Here is a 17,563-nt window from a genome sequence, read left to right as displayed (position 1 = left end):
ATAATACCGCAGGACTGTCATTGCGTCATGAAAGCGCCTCCTGACTGGTGTAACCAGCGCCCTATATCAAGAGGGCAAGCAAGCCCCCGCACTGTCTATCCGGAGCCGTCATGTCCCTGAGCCGTCGTCACTTTCTGCGCAACGCCACCGCCACCTCACTCGCCTTCGCCGGCCTGCCCGCCCTGCGGGCGCAGTCCGGGAGCGAGACCTCGCAAGTCTATCTCAGCGAGGTCGAGGGCTATGGCCGGTTGCAGCCGGACGCCGCCGGATTGTTCGACCTGCCGCAGGGCTTTCAATACCAGGTGTTGTCGGAAACCGGCGACGCCATGAACGACGGGCTGATCGTCCCGGGCCGGTTTGACGGCATGGGTTGCTTTGCCCGCGAGGACGGCAAGATCGTGCTGGTGCGCAATCACGAACTGCGCCCCGACCAGCCCGACCAGTCGCCGTTCGGCGCCGACCAGTCCGGCCTCGACCTGATCGATCGTGACAAGGTGCACGACTTCATGGAGAACGGCATGCCGCATCTCGGCGGCACCACTCATCTCGTGCTCGACCCGGACACGCTTGAAGTCGAGGAGCAGTACCTCTCCCTGACCGGAACCCTGCTCAACTGCGCCGGTGGGGTCACGCCGTGGGGCAGCTGGATCACCTGCGAGGAAGGCGAGCTGTCGGTCGGCGAACATGCCGGTGTCGAGCATGGCTATTGCTTCGAGGTTCCCGCCGACGCCACCGGCCTGGTCGCCCCCGTGCCGCTCAAGGCGATGGGGCGCTTCCGCCACGAGGCGGTCGCGGTCGATCCGGCCACCGGCGCCGTCTACCAGACCGAAGACCGCTATGAGGCCGCCCTGTTCTACCGCTTCCTGCCCGACGTGCCGGGTGAACTGGCCCGCGGCGGCCGGCTGCAGGCGCTCGCCATCAAGGGCCGACCGGGCATGGACATGCGAAATTGGGCGGAGAGCCGCGACCTGCTGCGCACCGGCGACTGGCTGGAGGTTGAATGGATCGACATGGACGATGTCGAGGCCCCCGACGCCGACCTGGCCCTGCGCGGCCTGGCTGCGGGCGCGGCGCGCTTCGTCCGAGGGGAAGGCCTGTGGTGGGGCGAGAATGAATGCTATTTCACCTGCACCGATGGCGGACCCGGCCATCTCGGCCAGATCTTCCGCTACCAGCCCTCGCCGCTGGAAGGCCAGCCCGGCGAAGCCGACCAGCCCGGTCGCATCCAGCTGTTTGTGCAATCGGCCGATGCGCGCATCCTGGAGAGGTGCGACAATCTGTGTGTCGCCCCGTGGGGTGACCTGATCGTCGTCGAGGACGGCGATGCCGAGCAGTTCATCCGCGGCGTGACGCCGGAGGGTGAGGTCTATACGATTGGCCGAAATGCCGTTTCCGGCCCTGATGGTGAAAAGAGCGAGATTACCGGCCCATGTTTCAGTCCCGACGGTTCGACCCTGTTCTTCAACGTGCAGCGCTATCCCGGACGCACTTTCGCGGTGCGCGGTCCCTGGGAGTCTCGCTTGCGCTAGGCGCCTCCCTGCTGGCGCTGGCCGCCTGCGGCAACACCAGCGAAACCGAAGAGGCGCCGACCGAAAGCGCCGCTCCGGACGCGCGTGAAGTCCTGGTCACGGCTGCCTTCACCGGCGTCGAGGGCGGGGCTTCCGCCCTTGCCTTCCTGCCCGACCCGAACGCCCCGTCTCTCGGCTACGTCGTCTCTGCCACCCGCCAAGGCGGGCTCGATCTGTTCGATCTCGACGGCGCCCTGAAAACCCGCCAGGCGGGCGAACGCCTGTCAGGTCTCGCAACCGCACCGGCCTTCCAGCTGCGCGGCGAGAACCTGCCGCTGATCTTCGGCGCTGCCCCGGACAGCGGCCGCCTGGTCGGCTATGGCGTGGTGCGCTCGCAGGACCAGGTCGTGGAAATCCCGCTGCAAACGCTCGAGCCGGTCGACGGCCTGGCCGGCCTCTGCCTGCTTCGCGAAGGTACCGGCTTCGTCGAACTGGTCATCCTCGGCACCGGCGCACGGGCCGAGATCTGGCGCGTTCGCGACAGCGGCGAGGACGTGCTCTCGGTCGAGCATTTGCGCGATTTCCCGCTACCCGCACCGGCCCGGCAGTGCGCCAGCTTTGACGATGACATCTACACCACCAGCCCTGGCGGTGGCCTGACCCGTCTCAGCAGCGACGGGGCTGTCCTGGCCGAAGCGAGCTTTGCCGCTTCCGGCCTGACCGTCGACGAGTATGGCGGCACGCGTCTTGTGCTGGCGACCAATGGCAATGACCCACTGGTCCAGGCCTTCACCGCCCGCGACCTGGAACCGCGCGACACGATTGATATCATCGATGGCCTGTCGACGCGCGGCGTCGGCCAGCCGGCCGCCATTGCCTCCACCGGCGCAGATTACGGGTTTACCGCCTATTCCGGCGGTCTCCTCGCCGTGTTCGATGCGGAAGACCAGCGCATCAAGGTGGTCTCCCGCGACGCGTTCACCCGGGCCATGCTGGCGCCGACCACCAGCACGTCGATCGACAGCGAGTAACGGTGATCAGACGGCGCGGCGGGCTGTCCAGGCCGCCGCGACCGTCGCCGTGTACAACACAACCGCTCCGGCCTGGTGGGCCAGGGAGAGATGCAGCGGCACCACGGCCAGCAGCGCGGCGATGCCGAGTGCGATCTGAGCGATTACCAGGGCCGGCAGGATCACCATGAAGGGTTTCAGCGATACTCGCGGCTCGCGCCACACCAGCGCCGCATAGGCGAACACCGCCAGCGCCACGACATAGCCGGTCCAGCGGTGGTGGGCCTGAACCGCGGCATGGCTCTCGAACATGGCCGTGAAGAACGGCATTCCGGCCAGGTAGTCCTCCGGCACCAGAGACCCGTGCATGCCCGGCCACGTATTGTAGATGCGCCCGGCATCCAGCCCGGCCACGAAGGCGCCGAGCAGGATCTGAATGAAGATCAGGACCAGCAGGCCGAAAGTCACTCCGGCCAGCCGTCCGCGCCTGAGCGGCGGCGGCCCGAAGCGCGCCTCGAGGGCCAGCCAGATCGCCGTAGCGAGAATGATGAAAGCCATGCCCAGGTGCGTGGCCAGCCTGTACTGGCTGACATCGGTGCGGTCGACCAACCCGCTCGACACCATCCACCAGCCGATCGCGCCCTGCGCCCCGCCGAGGACGAGCAGGCCCAGCAGGCGCGGCTTGAGCCGGCTCGACAGCTTGCCCTGCCACCAGAACACGACGAGCGGTACGAAGAAGACCAGCCCGATGACCCGGCCCAGCTGGCGGTGCCCCCATTCCCACCAGAAGATGAACTCGAATTCCTCCAGCGTCATGCCGCGGTTCTGGACCTGGTACTCGGTGGTCTGCCGGTAGGCGTCGAACTGCTCCTGCCAGGCGTCCTGGCTGAGCGGCGGCAAGGCACCCGAGATCGGCGCCCATTCGGTGATCGACAGGCCACTATCGGTCAAGCGCGTGGCCCCGCCGACCAGGATCATTGCGACCACGAAGGCGGCGACGACAAACAGCCAGTTGGACACGCTGCGAGAGGTGATCGAGGAATGATAAGCCATGACAACTCCTGTGACCTGCTACCTACCGCAGCCACAGCGCGAGGCAAGACCGCCGCGGCAGGCCCGGCCGACGAACCGCAAGAAGGGGCTCGCACCACAGGCCGAGACGCGCCATCATGTCGCAATCCAGCGATGAGGGAGATCGGGGCATTGACGGTTCAGGGCAAGACCTCTTCGGGTTCGGCGGCGACGGGCAAGGACGACCGCGTCATCATCCTCGGTGCCGGCCAGGCCGGGGCCCAGTGCGCCGCCTCGCTGCGTCGCTTCGGTTTTGAAGGTCGCATCATGATGATCGGCAGCGAGCCCCATCCGCCCTATCAGCGTCCGCCGCTGTCCAAGGCCTATCTGTCCGGCGACATCGAGGATGACCGGTTGTGGCTGCAATCGCGCGAGACCTGGGTCGAGCAGCGCGTCGATTTGCGCCTGTCGACCACGGTGACCCGCATCGATCGCGCGGCCAAGCAGATCCGTTGCCATGATGGCGAGACCCACGACTACACCCATCTCGTCCTGGCCACCGGGTCGCGGGTGCGTCCCCTGCCCGTCAAGGGCGCCGACCTGCCCGGCGTGCGCTATCTGCGCACCATCGATGATGTCGATCTGCTGAAAGCCGATTTCCAGCCGGGCAAGAAGATCGCCATCATCGGCGGGGGCTATATCGGACTGGAAGCGGCAGCGGTGGCCAAAAAGCTTGGCGCCGAACCCATTGTCCTGGAGGCCATGGACCGCCTTCTGGCCCGGGTCGCCGTGCCACAACTCTCCGAATTCTACCTCAACGCCCACCGCCGCCGCGGCGTCACCGTCGAGCTGGGCGCCCAGGTCACCCGCCTCACCGCCCGTCGCGGCAGCCGCTGGCGCGGCGGCAAGCGTGTGGGCTGTGTCCATCTCGCCGACGGCCGTCACATCGACTGCGACAGCGTTCTGGTCGGTATCGGTATCCTGCCCAACCAGGAACTTGCGGCGGAAGCCGGGCTGGAAGTCCAGAATGGAATCACCGTCGACGCGGAGTGCCGCACCTCGGACCCGGCCATCTGGGCCATCGGCGACTGTGTCGAGCAGCGCAACTGGCTGAGCCGGCGCCGCCAGCGCCTGGAATCCGTGCCCAACGCCATCGAACAGGGCAAGCACGCCGCCGCCGCGATCTGCGGCGCGCCGCCGCCCAAGCCGGAAGTGCCCTGGTTCTGGTCCGACCAGTTCGACCTCAAGCTCCAGACCGCCGGCCTGATCGGTGACGAGGACACCACCATCGTGCGCGGCGACATGGCGGCCGACCACTTCACCCTCTTCCACCTGAAGGACGGTGTCCTGATTGCCGCCGACGCGGTGTGCGACGGGCACGGCTTCATGGCCGCCAAGATGATGATCGCCCAGGGCGCCCGGCCGGATCCGGAAGCCCTCGCCGACACCTCGGTGCCGATCAAGGACACCATGAAAGCGGCCCTGACGGCGCAGCGGGAAATGGCCGACTGAGCGTCGAGGGCCGGCGCTAGTCCGCTTGCATGGCCTCACGAACCTGCCAGGTGTCGGTAAACTGCTGGAAGCTCACCGCCTGGCCGTCCTCGATGGTCATGACATGCACGAACTGGGCATTGATCGCCTCGCCGGTGGCCCTGTAGGTCCCCGTATAGCGGCCGAGAACGGCCACGCGATCACCCTCCACGATCATCTCCGAAGGCGTGGCGGCAAAACCCTCCCAGGCTTCGGCGGTCCGGCCCATCACGCCCTCCATCACCGCGTCCGGCCCGATATAGGGATTTCGGTCCGCATAGGGGTAATTCTCGGCCTCGTTCCACACGATGTCCGGGTGCATCAGGGATACGAAACGGTCCACATCACCTGTGGCAAAGGCCGCATACATGCTCTCGGCAACCTCGCGCGGACCTGTACTGGCAGCAGCGCTTTCGTCCTGCGCCGGTTCCAGGCCGGAACAGCCGGCCAAGCCGAGCGCAGCAATCATCAATATTCTCATGACAGTCCCCCTTGTGCGGGGAAACCCTAGTCACGCGGTGCCGGGAATGTCACGCACAATCGCGATCCGGGCCCGCCCACCCGGGGCGGACATGATGCCAATTTTTTCAGGAATGCATTGGAAAAATGGTCGGAGCGGCGAGATTCGAACTCGCGACCCCCGGTCCCCCAGACCGGTGCGCTAACCGGGCTGCGCCACGCTCCGACACTCGATTTAGGACAGGTCACCCCGTCCAGTGGGGAAGGCGGTTATAGGGTGAGGTCGGACACTCCGCAACCGGCCTGTCAGCGGCAAAAGCGGTGCCTGCCGAAGCGGTTCAGACTTGCGGGTCGAGGGCGGCCTTGAGCTTGGCCCGGGCCCCTTCCAGATCGCTGATGATATCCGACAGCTGGCGCTGCGAGCCATCGCTGGGACGCGGCGCGGCCGGCTTGGGCGCGCTGGGCTGCTCGCGGTCGGCGGCATCGATGGCGGACGGCCCGGGATCGACATGGCCGAGCTCCAGCACCGCGGCCACCCCGTTGTCCTTGATGAACTTACGGGCGCCCTTGATGGTGAAGCCGTCTTCATAGAGCAGCCGCTTGATCCCGCGCACCAGCTGCAGATCCTGCGGCCGGTAAAAGCGCCGGCCGCCGGCGCGCTTCAGGGGGGAGATCTGCGGAAACTTGCTTTCCCAGAACCGGAGCACGTGCGCCGGCACGCCGATTTCCTCGGCGGCTTCGCTGATCGTGCGAAAGGCATCTGGCGATTTCTTGGTGAGCGACATGCTTTGCTATCGCGCCAGGCCGAGGCCCTTGGACGTCCTAGTCTTTGGACAGGGCCGAGTCGACGCGCTCCTTGAGCACTTGGGATGGTTTGAACACCAGAACCCGGCGTTCCTCGATCGGGACTTCCACGCCGGTCTTCGGATTGCGCCCGACACGCCCGCGCTTGTCGCGCAGGAGGAATGAGCCAAACGACGAAAGTTTCACGGACTGGCCGTTGGCCAGGGTATCGGAGATCATGCCCAGCACGGACTGGACGAGATCGGACGATTCCTGTCTGGACAAACCGACTTCCTGGTAGACGGCCTCGGCCAGATCTGCACGCGTCAAGGTCTTGTCGGACATTGCTTTCCCCAATTGGACATCAAACAAGCTACGCTTCCCTGCCCCGTCAGGTCAACGCCAAGACCTTGGTTCGAGGCGATAAAAACGACAAAGCCCTGAAAATCAGAGGCGCGCCAGCGCGGCGCCCCAGGTAAATCCGCCGCCCAAGGCTTCCATCAGCACCAGGTCACCCTCCTTGATCCGCCCGTCCTGACGGGCCCGGTCGAAGGCCAGCGGCACCGACGCCGCCGAGGTATTGCCATGGTCCGCGACGGTGGAGATCACCTTGTGGGTCGGTATGGACAGCTTGCGGGCCACGCCTTCCAGGATGCGCTGATTGGCCTGGTGCGGCACGAACCAGTCGACATCGGCGATCTCGATACCGCTGCGCCCGGCAATCGTCGTCATCGACTCCGCGATATTGGTCACGGCATGGCGGAACACCTGGTTGCCGATCATCCGCAGATGCCCGACCGTGCCGGTCGCAGACGGCCCGCCATCGACATGGAGCAGGTCCTTGAAGCGTCCGTCAGAGCGCAGATAGGTGCCCAGGATGCCGCGTTCATTCTCGGCCCCGGTGCGCTCCTGGGCGGTCAGCACCATGGCGCCGGCCCCGTCTCCGAACAGCACGCAGGTCGAGCGGTCGGTCCAGTCGAGGATTCGCGACATGGTCTCGGCGCCGATGACCAGCGCGGTCTCCGCCTGGCCACGCGCCAGCATGTTGTCGGCCACGGACAGGCCATAGACGAAGCCGGAACACACCGCCTGCACGTCCATCGCCGCACCCCGCGTCGCGCCAAGGCGCGATTGCAGCATGGTGGCAACAGACGGAAAGGTGAAATCGGGCGTGGTGGTGGCCACCACGATCAGGTCGACATCACTGCCCTCGAGACCGGCATCATCGAGCGCGCGCCGGGCCGCCTGCTCTCCGAGATCGGACGTGGTGACGCCCTCCCCGGCAATGTGGCGCTGGCGGATGCCCGTGCGTTCGCGGATCCAGGTGTCGGACGTGTCGACCATGCTGGCCAGCTCGTCATTGCTCAGAATCCGCTCGGGCAGGTAAGAGCCGATACCGGTAATACGGGAAATGCGATCTGTCATCAGGCCTCGGCCGTCTCTAGCGCGGCCTGCTCCTCGAATTGCGCGAACTTGTCGAGATTCTTGCGGATCTCGGCCATGAAGTCACTGCGGGCCATGACATAGGCCAGGCCCAGTGCCGAGGCGAAGCCTTCGCCATCGGCCCCGCCATGGCTTTTGACCACAATGCCCTTGAGGCCGAGCAGCACGCCGCCATTGATATAGCGGGGATCCATGCGCTGGCGCAGCTGGTCGAGCGCGCCCAGTGACAGCAGGCCGGCCGCCAGCTTGGCGATCCAGGAACTGGTCAGGGCCTCGCGCACCCAGCCCGCCACAAGACGGGCCGTACCCTCGGCTGTCTTCAGCGCGATATTGCCGGTAAAGCCGTCCGTCACCACGACGTCGATGCCGCCGGCAGAAATGTCATTGCCCTCTATGAAACCCCGATAGGCTATGTCCAGACCGGACGTGCGGATCAGCCCGTCGGCCTCGCGCACAGTGTCATTGCCCTTGAGTTCTTCCTGCCCGACATTGAGCAGGCCCACGCTGGGCTGCTGGCCACCAAAAACCGCGCGGTGATAGGCCTCGCCCATGATGGCGAATTCGACCAGCTGGGTCGCACCGCACTGTACGTTCGCACCCACATCGAGCACCACGGTATGGCCTTTCGGGGTCGGCCAATTGGCCGAGATGGCCGGGCGATGCACGCCCTTTTTCATGCGCAGGATGACCTTGGATATGGCCATCAGGGCGCCGGTATTGCCCGACGAGACGATCGCCCCCGCCTCGCCGCTCTTGACCGACTGCACCGCGTTCCACATCGACGAACCGCGCGCCCGGCGTACCGCTTCGCTCGGCTTGTCGGTCATCTGCACCAGGGTTTCGGTATGCCGGATCTCCGACACCGCCGCGACCTCGGGATGAGCTTCGAGCAAGGGCCGCAGCTTGTTTTCATCGCCGTGCAGCAGGTAGTGGGCAGAGCGCTCGGGCCAGCGCTTGAGAGCGTGTCCGATACCTTCGACCACCGCTTGGGGGCCGAGATCGCCACCCATGGCGTCGACAGAGATCGTGGGCTTACCAGTCATGAGCAGTGATTACGTGTCCCTGGCAAAGGCGCGTGGCGCCGGAAGCCGAGGGAACTTAGACGATGATCTCGCTTATGCAAGACAGCTCGGCGGCACTCACGGCTCGGCAAAGTGTGGCGACGCCCCGCGGGCCAGTGTCCGCCCGCCCTGGGCGACCAGCAGCGCATGCGACCGCCGCACGTAATCGGCCAGCCCGGCGACCCGCGCGTCATCGCTGTCGCTGGACAGGAGGTTGCGCGCGATGGCTTCGTTCAGCGTCGCGTCCTCGTCCTCAGCCAAGGCGACGCCGAGCGTCTGCGCGCGGCCATAGAAGCCTTCCGCCATGAAGCGGATTTTCTTGCCGACGCCCGAATCCCCCACCCCGAGCTCGCGCATGGCGGCGTCGAAATCGTCGAACATGATGTCGAACAGGTGCTGGCTGACCTTGCCGGCTACGGCATCGTCCTTCGCTTCACGCAGCACCAGTGTCACCAGTGCAGCGTGCAGGATGACCAGCTCGAACCGGCCCTCCACCGTGTCGGCCACGCCATGCTCACTGTACAGTCTGGGCTGGCGGGCCGCCGCCACGACGGCATCGTGCAGACCGCGCGCCACGCGCTTTTCAGGCTCGGAGGTGAACAGCTTGCGCCACATGCGTTGGGGGCTCCCTTCAATTGCCGCTTGAAGCTAGGCTCGTGCTTGTTTAGGTCAAGGCATGGCCACAGGCGCGACCTGGGTCCGCCTGACCGGTTTTGGAGTTCAACATGAAACGCCGTGTAAGCATGACTGTCCTGGTTGTCGCCTGCGCTCTGGGAGCCAGTGCCTGCAACCCGACCCTGAGAACACACGGCTATCGCCATTCCACCCAGGAAGAGCCGAACATCGTGCCGGACGAGGACACGGTCGCCAGCGTGCGCGACCGTCTCGGCAACCCGTCGCTGCACGGCACGTTCGACGACAATACCTGGTACTACATCTCCGCCACCCGCGAGAGCCTGGCCTATCTGCGCCCGGTCACCCGCGACCGCCGCATCATTGCCATCCGCTTCGACGATGCGGGCATCGTCTCGGAAGTCGCGGAGTACGATCTGGATGACGGCCGCGTCGTGTCCTACGCCGCGCGCGAGACCCCGACGCGGGGCCGCGAACTGAGCCTGCTGGAACAGCTGCTCGGCAATGTCGGCCGCCTGCCGACCGAGCAGTTCGGCGGTGAGCAGAACCTGCCTGGCGGTGCCGGCGGACCGCGTCGCCAGTAGCCCGGTCCCGACTTCACGGCAGATTACCAGCCCCGGCCCCCGAGCCGGGGCTTTTTCGTTTGGGTTGTCTCCTGGCCGGGAACACCCGGCTCGCATCGGCGTTGCTTGTATTCCCCCACGACGAAGGAGTACTTCACATGTCCAACCAGAATGTCGACGCTCTCAACGACACGCTCAAAACCCTGATCGACAGCCGCAAGGGCTACGAGAAGGCGTGCGAGATGTGTGACGACAACGCCCTGCGTTCGACCCTCGAGCGTCGCGCCCAGGAGCGCGTCCAGCTGATCAATGAAATGCAGGCCCAGGTCCGACAGCTTGGTGGCGAGCCGGAAACCGAAGGCGGCATGCTCGGAAAGGCCCACCGCACGCTCATGGACCTGTCCGGCTCGTTCCGCGACAATCGCGAGGCCGCGCTGAACGCCATCGATGACGGTGAGGACTACCTGCAGGACCGCATCGAGAGCCAGCTTGAGACCGACGGCCTTGAGCCGCAGACCCGCCAGCTGCTCGAGCGCGCCAAGTCGAGTGCCTATTCCGGCGAACATCTCGCCGACATGCTGCAACAGCACTGATCCGGATTTATCGGAAGATTGAAGCGGGCCCCGGCATCACGCCGGGGCCCGTTGCCTGTCCGGCCGGAGGGCCGGACCGTCTATTCGGTCCACCAGTTCACCGTCAGAAAGGGACTGCTGGGCGCTCCAGGCTGGACGCGCAGACGCAAACCGCTATCCCCGCCGCCCGGCCAGTTCAGGGCGATCTCGCCGTCCGCCGCGGTCCAGGCCCGGCCCTGGGTGATGGTCTGGTTCGGCGCCCCGATGATCGCCACGGCGGCGCCTTCCGGGAAAGCCGGATTGATGGCCTGCAGATTGACCGGGTTGCCATCCGCGCCGACCTGCACATACCAGATCACCAGGCCGGTGGATCCCACATCCCGGTCGAAACTGCTGCCCTGTCGCACCCGGTATTCCAGCATGAAGAACGCATTGCGGCCGCGGTCCGGGTCGTACATCAGCACGGCTTCGTAATCGCGCGTGTTTGACGGCATGGTCAGGCGCAGATTCTGCGGCGCCTGCCGCTCCGGCAGGGCGATGACACGCGGACGGGCAAACCCCATCACCATCTTGTGCCACGGGTCCATGTGGAAATAGATCTCGCTGTTGGCAATCGTGGAGCCGTGCAGCGAATAGCCAAAGTTATTGTTGAAGCTGGCCCCGTAGATGTCGCCTCCGCCCAGGATGTGGGCGACTTCGTGGGCGGTCGTCAGCAGATTGGCCTCATCGCCCAGCGGCAGGTAGCCCCCGCATATCTCCAGCTCCATCCCCTGCAGCTCCGCGCACCGCGGCAAGCTGCGTCGCAGACCCCCATTGTCACCATAGGGATAACCTTCGATCGGTGGCGGTCCGGCCTGCAGGTTGATCACGAAGAGCTCATCATTGGTCAGTATGCCGTCCCCATTGCGGTCATAGCGCGACAGCCGTGTCACCAGCGCGGGCGGAAGCTGTTCCAGCTGTTCGACTGTGCCCATGGTGAAGGCTGCGCCGTCATGGCCGCCAGGGCACATGCTCTCGGTTAGACCGTTGCGCGCCGTGGCGCCGGTCCAGCGATGGGCGCAGGCGTTGGAGCGGGGATCGGAGTATCGCACCAGCTCGACCAGGTTCACCCGGATGTCCAGGTCCGGCGCATTGTCCTGGAAATAGGCCTGGAGGCTCTGGCGGGCGCCGAAATACTTCTCCCGGTAGAACGCCTCGGTCTGGTCGTCATCGAAGAAGGTGTCGTTGTAATCGGTCATCAGCAGCAGAATGTTTATGTCCACCCGCCGGTCCCCGACGCGCGCGACCTGCAAGCGATCGAAGCCGAAATCCTCTGCCGTCAGTGTCGTGGCCGAGCGGGCGCTGGGCAGGGTCATGCGGCCGGGAAACACGTAGATCCGGCTGCGGTCTGGATTGAAGCTGCTGAACGCTTGCCCTCCGAGGCTCTGCCAGTTGCTGCACGGCGAACGCGGGCAAGAGCCGCCGCTCCAGCGCCAGACCCGGCCGTCAGCGCGCATCTGGAAGACCGGCAAGGGTCCGGCGGTCGGGGTCGTGGAAAACTCGTCCGCCACCGGTCGCACACCTGCCACCAGCTGGCGGGTTCCCGGATTGGCATCGAGGCGCTCCCAGTGCGGACAACTACCGCCATCGCAGGGACGCCCGAGCCAGCGCCAGATCGCACCGCCTTCATGGCGCTGGTACAGATCGCCGGCGACCGCCGTCAGTTCGACACTGCGAGGATTGCCATCAATGCGCGTCCAGTGCGGACAGGCCGAAGCGTTGCAGGGTCGCCCGTCCCAGCGATAGATGGCACCGCCACGGTGTCGCTGGTAGAGACCGGCAGCACCGGCCGCCTCGATCTCCACGGTCTGCGGATTGGCATCGAGCCGTTCCCAGGACCGGCATTGCGCGCCGGCGCACGGCTCGCCTGTCCAGCGATAGATCGCGCCGGTCTCGTGTCGCTGGAAGAGCTGGCTGCCAGCGGCCACGATCTGCCGGGTCGCTGGATTGGCGTCGAGCCGCTCCCAGGACCGGCAGCCTTGCGGCCCGCAGGCCCCGCCGGTCCAGCGATAGATGGCGCCGCCGGCGTGGCGCTGGAAGAGGTCGCGGTCATTGCCGACAATGGCCCGGGTCTGGGGATTGCCATCCAGGCGGGTCCAGGACGTGCACCGCCCCGCCTCGCAGGGCGCCCCGCCCCATTCCCAGATCGAACCGTCCCGGCGCATCTGGAACAGGCCGGTGGCGGTCCCGGCCAGCTGGACCGAACCCGGATTTCGGTCGATCTCGATCCAGCGGCAATCCGATCCGCCACAGTCAACATTCTCCAGGACGCGGATGACCCCGTCCGGCGAGATCGTCGCCACCCTCTGGGCCAGGGCGCTGGCGGGCCAGACCAGCCCCGCCAACAGGAGAAGCAGGGCCAGGCCGGCCCCCCCATGCCGCGACACCCGGGTACGAAATGCTGAGTGCCCGTGAAAAAGGAATGATATCAGCCGCATGGCGCAACCCCTCCAGCTACGGTCTAAAGTTGTATAGCTGAAAATTGAACGCCCGGCCATGCGAAACGCAAATTCGACGCGCCAATGAATCGGAGCTTGACGGTTTAGAACACCGCCCGTGCGCCCATCCACACGCCCATGCCCAGCATCATCAGGTTCTCCGTCAGCGAGACGAAGCCCAGGGGCACATTCGTGTCTCCGCCGACGCAGGCACATTTCAACTCGCGCTTGTCGACATACACGGCCTTGATCACCGAGGCGGCGCCGACAAGGCCAATGAAGACGGCCACCGGCGCGGCCAGCCAGGTCAGAACGCCGCCCAGCATGGCAACCCCGGCGAAGGCCTCGGCGAACGGGTAGACATGCCCGTACCGGACCCAGCGCCGGGCCAGCAGGTCATAGCCCAGGAACATGGTCGAAAAGCCTTCGAGATCCCGCAGCTTGAGAATGGCCAGGACGCACATCGACAGGGCCACGAAGGTCTCCAGCCAGCGAATGATCGCGCCATCGGGTGGAGCCATGCGCCAGACCAGGCCCAGCGCCATCAGCGCGGTCATGGCAAAAATGGCGATGACGGGCGTGTAGGTCGTGGCATCCGGATCGGGCACCGGATCGCCCAGATAGGCGCGCAGGTCCTCGTAACCGCCGATACGGCGTGGGCCGAGGAAGACTTGCGGGGTGGTTCTCACCCCGTGCTCGTCCTTGAAGGCCTCGGTCTCCTCACGCGATGTCAGGTGATGGTCCTCGACCTCATAGCCTTCGCGTTCCAGCAGGGCCTTGGCTTTCAGGCCCCAGGGACACAGGTGCTTGTCCCTGACCATGCGATAGAGACGGGCGGTACGGGGGCTGGCAGAATCCATTGCGGGGCCTCGGGCTGTGCAGCGTCGGTCCGTCAGGGCAACGGGTCGGCCCGGCCAGGCGTTCCCTCCCCCGCCCATGAAAAAAGCCCCGGCCATGCGACCGGGGCTTTCTCCACGCGGATGAGGTCAGGCCTAGCCGGCCAGCACCGCCAGCAGCAGAAGCGCCACGATATTGGTGATCTTGATCATCGGATTGACCGCCGGTCCGGCCGTGTCCTTGTAGGGATCACCGACCGTGTCACCGGTCACCGCGGCCTTGTGGGCTTCCGAGCCCTTGCCGCCGTGATGGCCGTCCTCGATATACTTCTTGGCATTGTCCCAGGCGCCGCCGCCGACGGTCATCGAGACCGCCACGAACAGGCCGTTGACGATGACGCCGAGCAGCATCGCACCGACCGCGGCCAGGGCCTGCTCCTGTCCCGCCAGGTAGAAGATGGCGAAGTAGAGCACGATCGGCGACAGCACCGGCAACAGCGACGGCACGATCATCTCGCGGATCGCCGACTTGGTCAGGATGTCCACGGCCCGGCCGTAATCCGGCTTGGTCTCGTAGGTCATGATGCCCGGCATCTCGCGGAACTGGCGGCGCACCTCGGCCACCACCGCGGTCGCCGCGCGACCGACCGCCATCATCGACATGCCGCCGAACAGATACGGCAGCAGGCCGCCGAACAGCAGGCCGACAATCACGTAGGGGTTCTCCAGCGAGAAGTCCGGCTGGATACCCAGCAGGTGCTCCACGTCCGTCGTATAGGCGGCGAACAGCACCAGGGCGCCGAGACCCGCGGAACCGATGGCATAGCCCTTGGTCACGGCCTTGGTCGTGTTGCCCACCGCGTCCAGCGTGTCGGTGGTGTTGCGCACGCTCTCGTCCAGCCCGGCCATCTCGGCAATGCCGCCGGCATTGTCGGTGACCGGTCCGAAGGCATCGAGGGCGACGATCACGCCGGCCAGGGCCAGCATGGTGGTCACCGCGATGGCGATGCCGAACAGCCCGCCCAGCATGTAGGTCGAGATGATGCCGACAATGATGATCAGGGCCGGCAGGGCGGTTGACTCCAGCGACACGGCGAGGCCCTGGATGACATTGGTGCCATGCCCGGATTCCGACGCCGCGGCGACCGAGCGGACCGGACGGAAGCCCGTGCCGGTATAGAATTCGGTGACCCAGATGATGGCCGCCGTCACCGCCAGGCCGATCAGGCCGGAGAAGAACAGCCCCTGCCCCGTGATCATGCGACCGTCGACTTCCGCGATGGCGCCCATGCCGCCCGGCAGGGCGTAGCTGGTGACGATCCAAAGGGCCCCGACCGACAGCACGCCGGAGACGATGAGGCCCTTGTAGAGCGCCCCCATCACGTCATTCGACTTGCCCATGCGGACAAAGAAGGTGCCCAGGATCGAGGTGACGATGCAGGCCGCCGCGATCATCAGCGGGTAGATCATCATTACCGGACCGAGATCGCCGACGAAGAAGATCGAGGCCAGCACCATGGTGGCCACGACGGTCACCGCATAGGTCTCGAACAGGTCGGCCGCCATGCCGGCACAGTCGCCGACATTATCACCGACATTGTCGGCGATGGTGGCGGCATTGCGCGGATCGTCTTCCGGAATGCCGGCTTCGATCTTGCCGACCATGTCGCCACCGACATCGGCACCCTTGGTGAAGATGCCGCCGCCGAGGCGGGCGAAGATGGAGATCAGCGAGGCACCGAAACCGAGCGCCACCAGGGCGTCGACGACCGTGCGCGATCCCGGGGCGAAGCCCATGGCATCGGTCAGGATCCAGAAATAACCGGCCACGCCGAGCAGGGCGAGCCCCGCCACGAGCATGCCGGTGATGGCCCCGGAGCGGAAGGCGATCGACAGACCACCCGCCAGGCTGACGCTGGCCGCCTGCGTGGTGCGCACATTGGCGCGCACCGAGACCAGCATGCCGATGAAGCCGGCAGCGCCCGACAGGACCGCCCCGATGGCGAAGCCGAGCGCGACCTGCCAGCCCAGGAGGAAGACAATAAGGATACAGACGACGACGCCGACAATGGCGATGGTGGTGTATTGCCGCTTGAGGTACGCGTTCGCGCCCTCCTGAATGGCCGATGCGATTTCCTGCATCTTTTCAGTGCCGGCACTCGCGCTCATCAGTCTCTGTGTCTGTACGACACCGTAGACGATGGCGAGGACGGCCGCCGCAATGGCCAATAAAAGCATGTTCATGGAATCCAGCCCCGTTTGATCAACAACATTGGTCTGGGAAGGAATGGAAGGGACATGCACGCGAGGACCGCGCCGACCAGCATTTGCCCCCCTGCTTTTTGTATTGTTGCATCGACTATGCCTTGAGTGCCGGGGAGGTGCAACATGGCTGAAAATTCATGTGCTGGCAGGGCCGAAGCATGGGCGGGCTGACCCGGGTCGGGAGGAAAAATGTCGAATCAAACGATCTGGATCGGGCTCTGGCGCGGCCTCAATGTCGGCGGCCACAACCGGCTGGCGATGGCCGACCTGCGCGCCGTGCTGGACCGCCTCGGCCATGCGCCTGCGAGAACCCTTGTCCAGAGCGGCAATGCGGTGTTTCGCGGCCGGAGCGGCGACCCGGCATCGCTTGTCGCGACCATACGCGAGGCGGTCCGGCTCGACACCGGCATCGACACCGCCCTAGTCGTCCTGAGCGCCCGGGACTTGCGCGCCGTGCTGGCTGCCAACCCCTTCCCCGACGCGACGCAACAGCCCAGCAGCCTGCATGCCTTCCTGTCGACCGACGGCGCCCTTGAGCTCGACAGTGCCGGCGTCGACCGCCTGCGCCAAACGGATGAAGCCGTGACGAGGACCGAACACGCCATCTGGCTGCACACGCCGCAGGGATATGGCCGGTCAAAACTGGCCGCGGCCCTGCCTAGCCTGTGCGGCACGGCTGTTACCGCGCGAAACTGGCGCACGCTGACGCGTCTCGCCGGACTGGCGGAAGAGATCGAAGGCACAGGCGCCGAATAGGCACGGGAGCCATGTCGAGGGCCATTTGCCGGCCCCGTCGCGACGCTGTCTTTCTGAACTGCGGCGCGCCGGGTGCCCGAGCCGTACTACCGGGAAGAAATGAGCGCCGCCCGGAAGTCTCAGCCGTTCAGCAGCCGTGTGTCGGCGTGGCGGATATCGATCGTGTCGATGGCATTGGCGCCGTAATAGCCGCGCAGCTCTTCGCCGAACACTTCGACCGCCCGCGCGCGGTCCAGCTGGTCGCCGGCCTCGTTGGCCAGCGGCGTGCGATAGGCGGCGCGGATCAGCCGGTCGAGGGCGTAATGCGCATTGTCCTGGATGTTCCAGATGTTCTGGCCGTCGGCGACACGCACCCGCATCTGCACATAGGCAAACCCGGTCAGGCGGCCATCGCGCGACAGCGGCACCACGACGGCGGGCATGGAAAAGGCCCTCGGATCGTCGTCGTCATAGGTCTCTTCTTCATCCTCGGCATTGTCACCGGACAGGTTGAACAGGGTGAGAAAGCGATTGCCCGAGCCGCTGGAGCTGCGTTCATCGCCTTCACCGCCTCCGCCCCCGCCGCCGGCCAGCGCCGCCGTGCTCAGACCAAGGCTCATCAGGATCGCGAGAAATATACGCATGTCGGGTCACTCCATCTGGAGGCACCCTGACAG

17 protein-coding genes and 1 tRNA gene are annotated in these 17,563 nt (G+C 65.9%); 6 read left to right on the top strand and 12 right to left on the bottom strand.

The features are described from left to right. The first annotated feature begins 110 nt into the window (after positions 1-110). Together ACXYMR_RS08000 and ACXYMR_RS07995 are read left to right on the top strand one after the other, a co-directional pair. Complete coding sequence (locus tag ACXYMR_RS08000; protein ID WP_458942328.1) at positions 111-1,529, top strand: alkaline phosphatase PhoX; 1,419 nt, start codon at positions 111-113, stop codon at positions 1,527-1,529. After that, positions 1,430-2,539 (top strand): hypothetical protein, encoded by a 1,110-nt coding sequence (locus ACXYMR_RS07995; protein WP_458942327.1) that lies wholly within the window; start codon positions 1,430-1,432, stop codon positions 2,537-2,539. The genes ACXYMR_RS08000 and ACXYMR_RS07995 overlap by 100 nt, the downstream gene beginning before the upstream one ends. A gap of 6 nt (positions 2,540-2,545) precedes the next feature. Here the strand turns inward: ACXYMR_RS07995 and ACXYMR_RS07990 are convergent, their stop codons facing one another. Then, a complete protein-coding gene (locus ACXYMR_RS07990) occupies positions 2,546-3,571 on the bottom strand; it encodes a COX15/CtaA family protein (protein ID WP_458942326.1) in 1,026 nt (341 codons plus the stop codon). A gap of 150 nt (positions 3,572-3,721) precedes the next feature. Between ACXYMR_RS07990 and ACXYMR_RS07985 the strand changes: the two genes are divergently transcribed. After that, positions 3,722-5,041, top strand: coding sequence for an NAD(P)/FAD-dependent oxidoreductase (locus ACXYMR_RS07985; protein WP_458942325.1), 1,320 nt, complete (start codon positions 3,722-3,724; stop codon positions 5,039-5,041). Between the two features lie 16 nt (positions 5,042-5,057). Here the strand turns inward: ACXYMR_RS07985 and ACXYMR_RS07980 are convergent, their stop codons facing one another. The 7 genes from ACXYMR_RS07980 to ACXYMR_RS07950 form a co-directional block, all read right to left on the bottom strand. Then, positions 5,058-5,540 carry a nuclear transport factor 2 family protein gene (locus tag ACXYMR_RS07980; protein WP_458942324.1) on the bottom strand — a complete coding sequence of 161 codons (483 nt, stop codon included), beginning with the start codon at positions 5,538-5,540 and terminating at the stop codon, positions 5,058-5,060. Between the two features lie 126 nt (positions 5,541-5,666). Next, a tRNA-Pro gene (locus tag ACXYMR_RS07975) sits at positions 5,667-5,744 on the bottom strand. Positions 5,745-5,856: 112 nt separating this feature from the next. Then, positions 5,857-6,303 carry a MerR family transcriptional regulator gene (locus ACXYMR_RS07970; RefSeq protein ID WP_458942323.1) on the bottom strand — a complete coding sequence of 149 codons (447 nt, stop codon included), beginning with the start codon at positions 6,301-6,303 and terminating at the stop codon, positions 5,857-5,859. A 37-nt stretch (positions 6,304-6,340) separates the two neighbouring features. Then, entirely contained in the window at positions 6,341-6,646 is a 306-nt protein-coding gene (locus ACXYMR_RS07965; protein ID WP_458942322.1) for an integration host factor subunit alpha, read from the bottom strand. Between the two features lie 102 nt (positions 6,647-6,748). Next, complete coding sequence (locus ACXYMR_RS07960; protein WP_458942321.1) at positions 6,749-7,726, bottom strand: beta-ketoacyl-ACP synthase III; 978 nt, start codon at positions 7,724-7,726, stop codon at positions 6,749-6,751. Beyond that, entirely contained in the window at positions 7,726-8,787 is a 1,062-nt protein-coding gene (gene plsX / locus ACXYMR_RS07955; RefSeq protein WP_458942320.1) for a phosphate acyltransferase PlsX, read from the bottom strand. The genes ACXYMR_RS07960 and plsX overlap by 1 nt, the downstream gene beginning before the upstream one ends. Before the next feature lie 96 nt (positions 8,788-8,883). Next, positions 8,884-9,420, bottom strand: coding sequence for a ubiquinol-cytochrome C chaperone family protein (locus ACXYMR_RS07950; RefSeq protein ID WP_458942319.1), 537 nt, complete (start codon positions 9,418-9,420; stop codon positions 8,884-8,886). A gap of 110 nt (positions 9,421-9,530) precedes the next feature. On the opposite strand from ACXYMR_RS07950, the gene ACXYMR_RS07945 reads away from it, so the two are divergent. Continuing rightward, complete coding sequence (locus tag ACXYMR_RS07945) at positions 9,531-10,022, top strand: outer membrane protein assembly factor BamE (RefSeq protein WP_458942318.1); 492 nt, start codon at positions 9,531-9,533, stop codon at positions 10,020-10,022. A 137-nt stretch (positions 10,023-10,159) separates the two neighbouring features. Next, positions 10,160-10,594 carry a ferritin-like domain-containing protein gene (locus ACXYMR_RS07940; protein ID WP_458942317.1) on the top strand — a complete coding sequence of 145 codons (435 nt, stop codon included), beginning with the start codon at positions 10,160-10,162 and terminating at the stop codon, positions 10,592-10,594. Between the two features lie 80 nt (positions 10,595-10,674). Here the strand turns inward: ACXYMR_RS07940 and ACXYMR_RS07935 are convergent, their stop codons facing one another. From ACXYMR_RS07935 to ACXYMR_RS07925, 3 genes are all read right to left on the bottom strand, one after another. Then, positions 10,675-13,050, bottom strand: a complete 2,376-nt coding sequence (locus tag ACXYMR_RS07935) for a hypothetical protein (protein WP_458942316.1) — start codon at positions 13,048-13,050, stop codon at positions 10,675-10,677. A 104-nt stretch (positions 13,051-13,154) separates the two neighbouring features. Beyond that, positions 13,155-13,910, bottom strand: coding sequence for a MauE/DoxX family redox-associated membrane protein (locus ACXYMR_RS07930; RefSeq protein ID WP_458942315.1), 756 nt, complete (start codon positions 13,908-13,910; stop codon positions 13,155-13,157). A 132-nt stretch (positions 13,911-14,042) separates the two neighbouring features. Beyond that, positions 14,043-16,130 (bottom strand): sodium-translocating pyrophosphatase, encoded by a 2,088-nt coding sequence (locus ACXYMR_RS07925; RefSeq protein ID WP_458942314.1) that lies wholly within the window; start codon positions 16,128-16,130, stop codon positions 14,043-14,045. Between the two features lie 210 nt (positions 16,131-16,340). Between ACXYMR_RS07925 and ACXYMR_RS07920 the strand changes: the two genes are divergently transcribed. Further along, positions 16,341-16,907 carry a DUF1697 domain-containing protein gene (locus ACXYMR_RS07920; protein WP_458942313.1) on the top strand — a complete coding sequence of 189 codons (567 nt, stop codon included), beginning with the start codon at positions 16,341-16,343 and terminating at the stop codon, positions 16,905-16,907. A 119-nt stretch (positions 16,908-17,026) separates the two neighbouring features. On the opposite strand, the gene ACXYMR_RS07915 is transcribed toward ACXYMR_RS07920, so the two are convergent. Next, positions 17,027-17,530: a hypothetical protein gene (locus ACXYMR_RS07915; RefSeq protein WP_458942312.1), complete on the bottom strand. Its 504-nt coding sequence runs from the start codon at positions 17,528-17,530 to the stop codon at positions 17,027-17,029. Positions 17,531-17,563 lie beyond the last annotated feature (33 nt).

This window comes from Maricaulis sp. CAU 1757, assembly GCF_054482675.1.
Note: the sequence above shows the minus strand (reverse complement) of the source record. Positions and strands in the feature narration are given on the sequence as shown.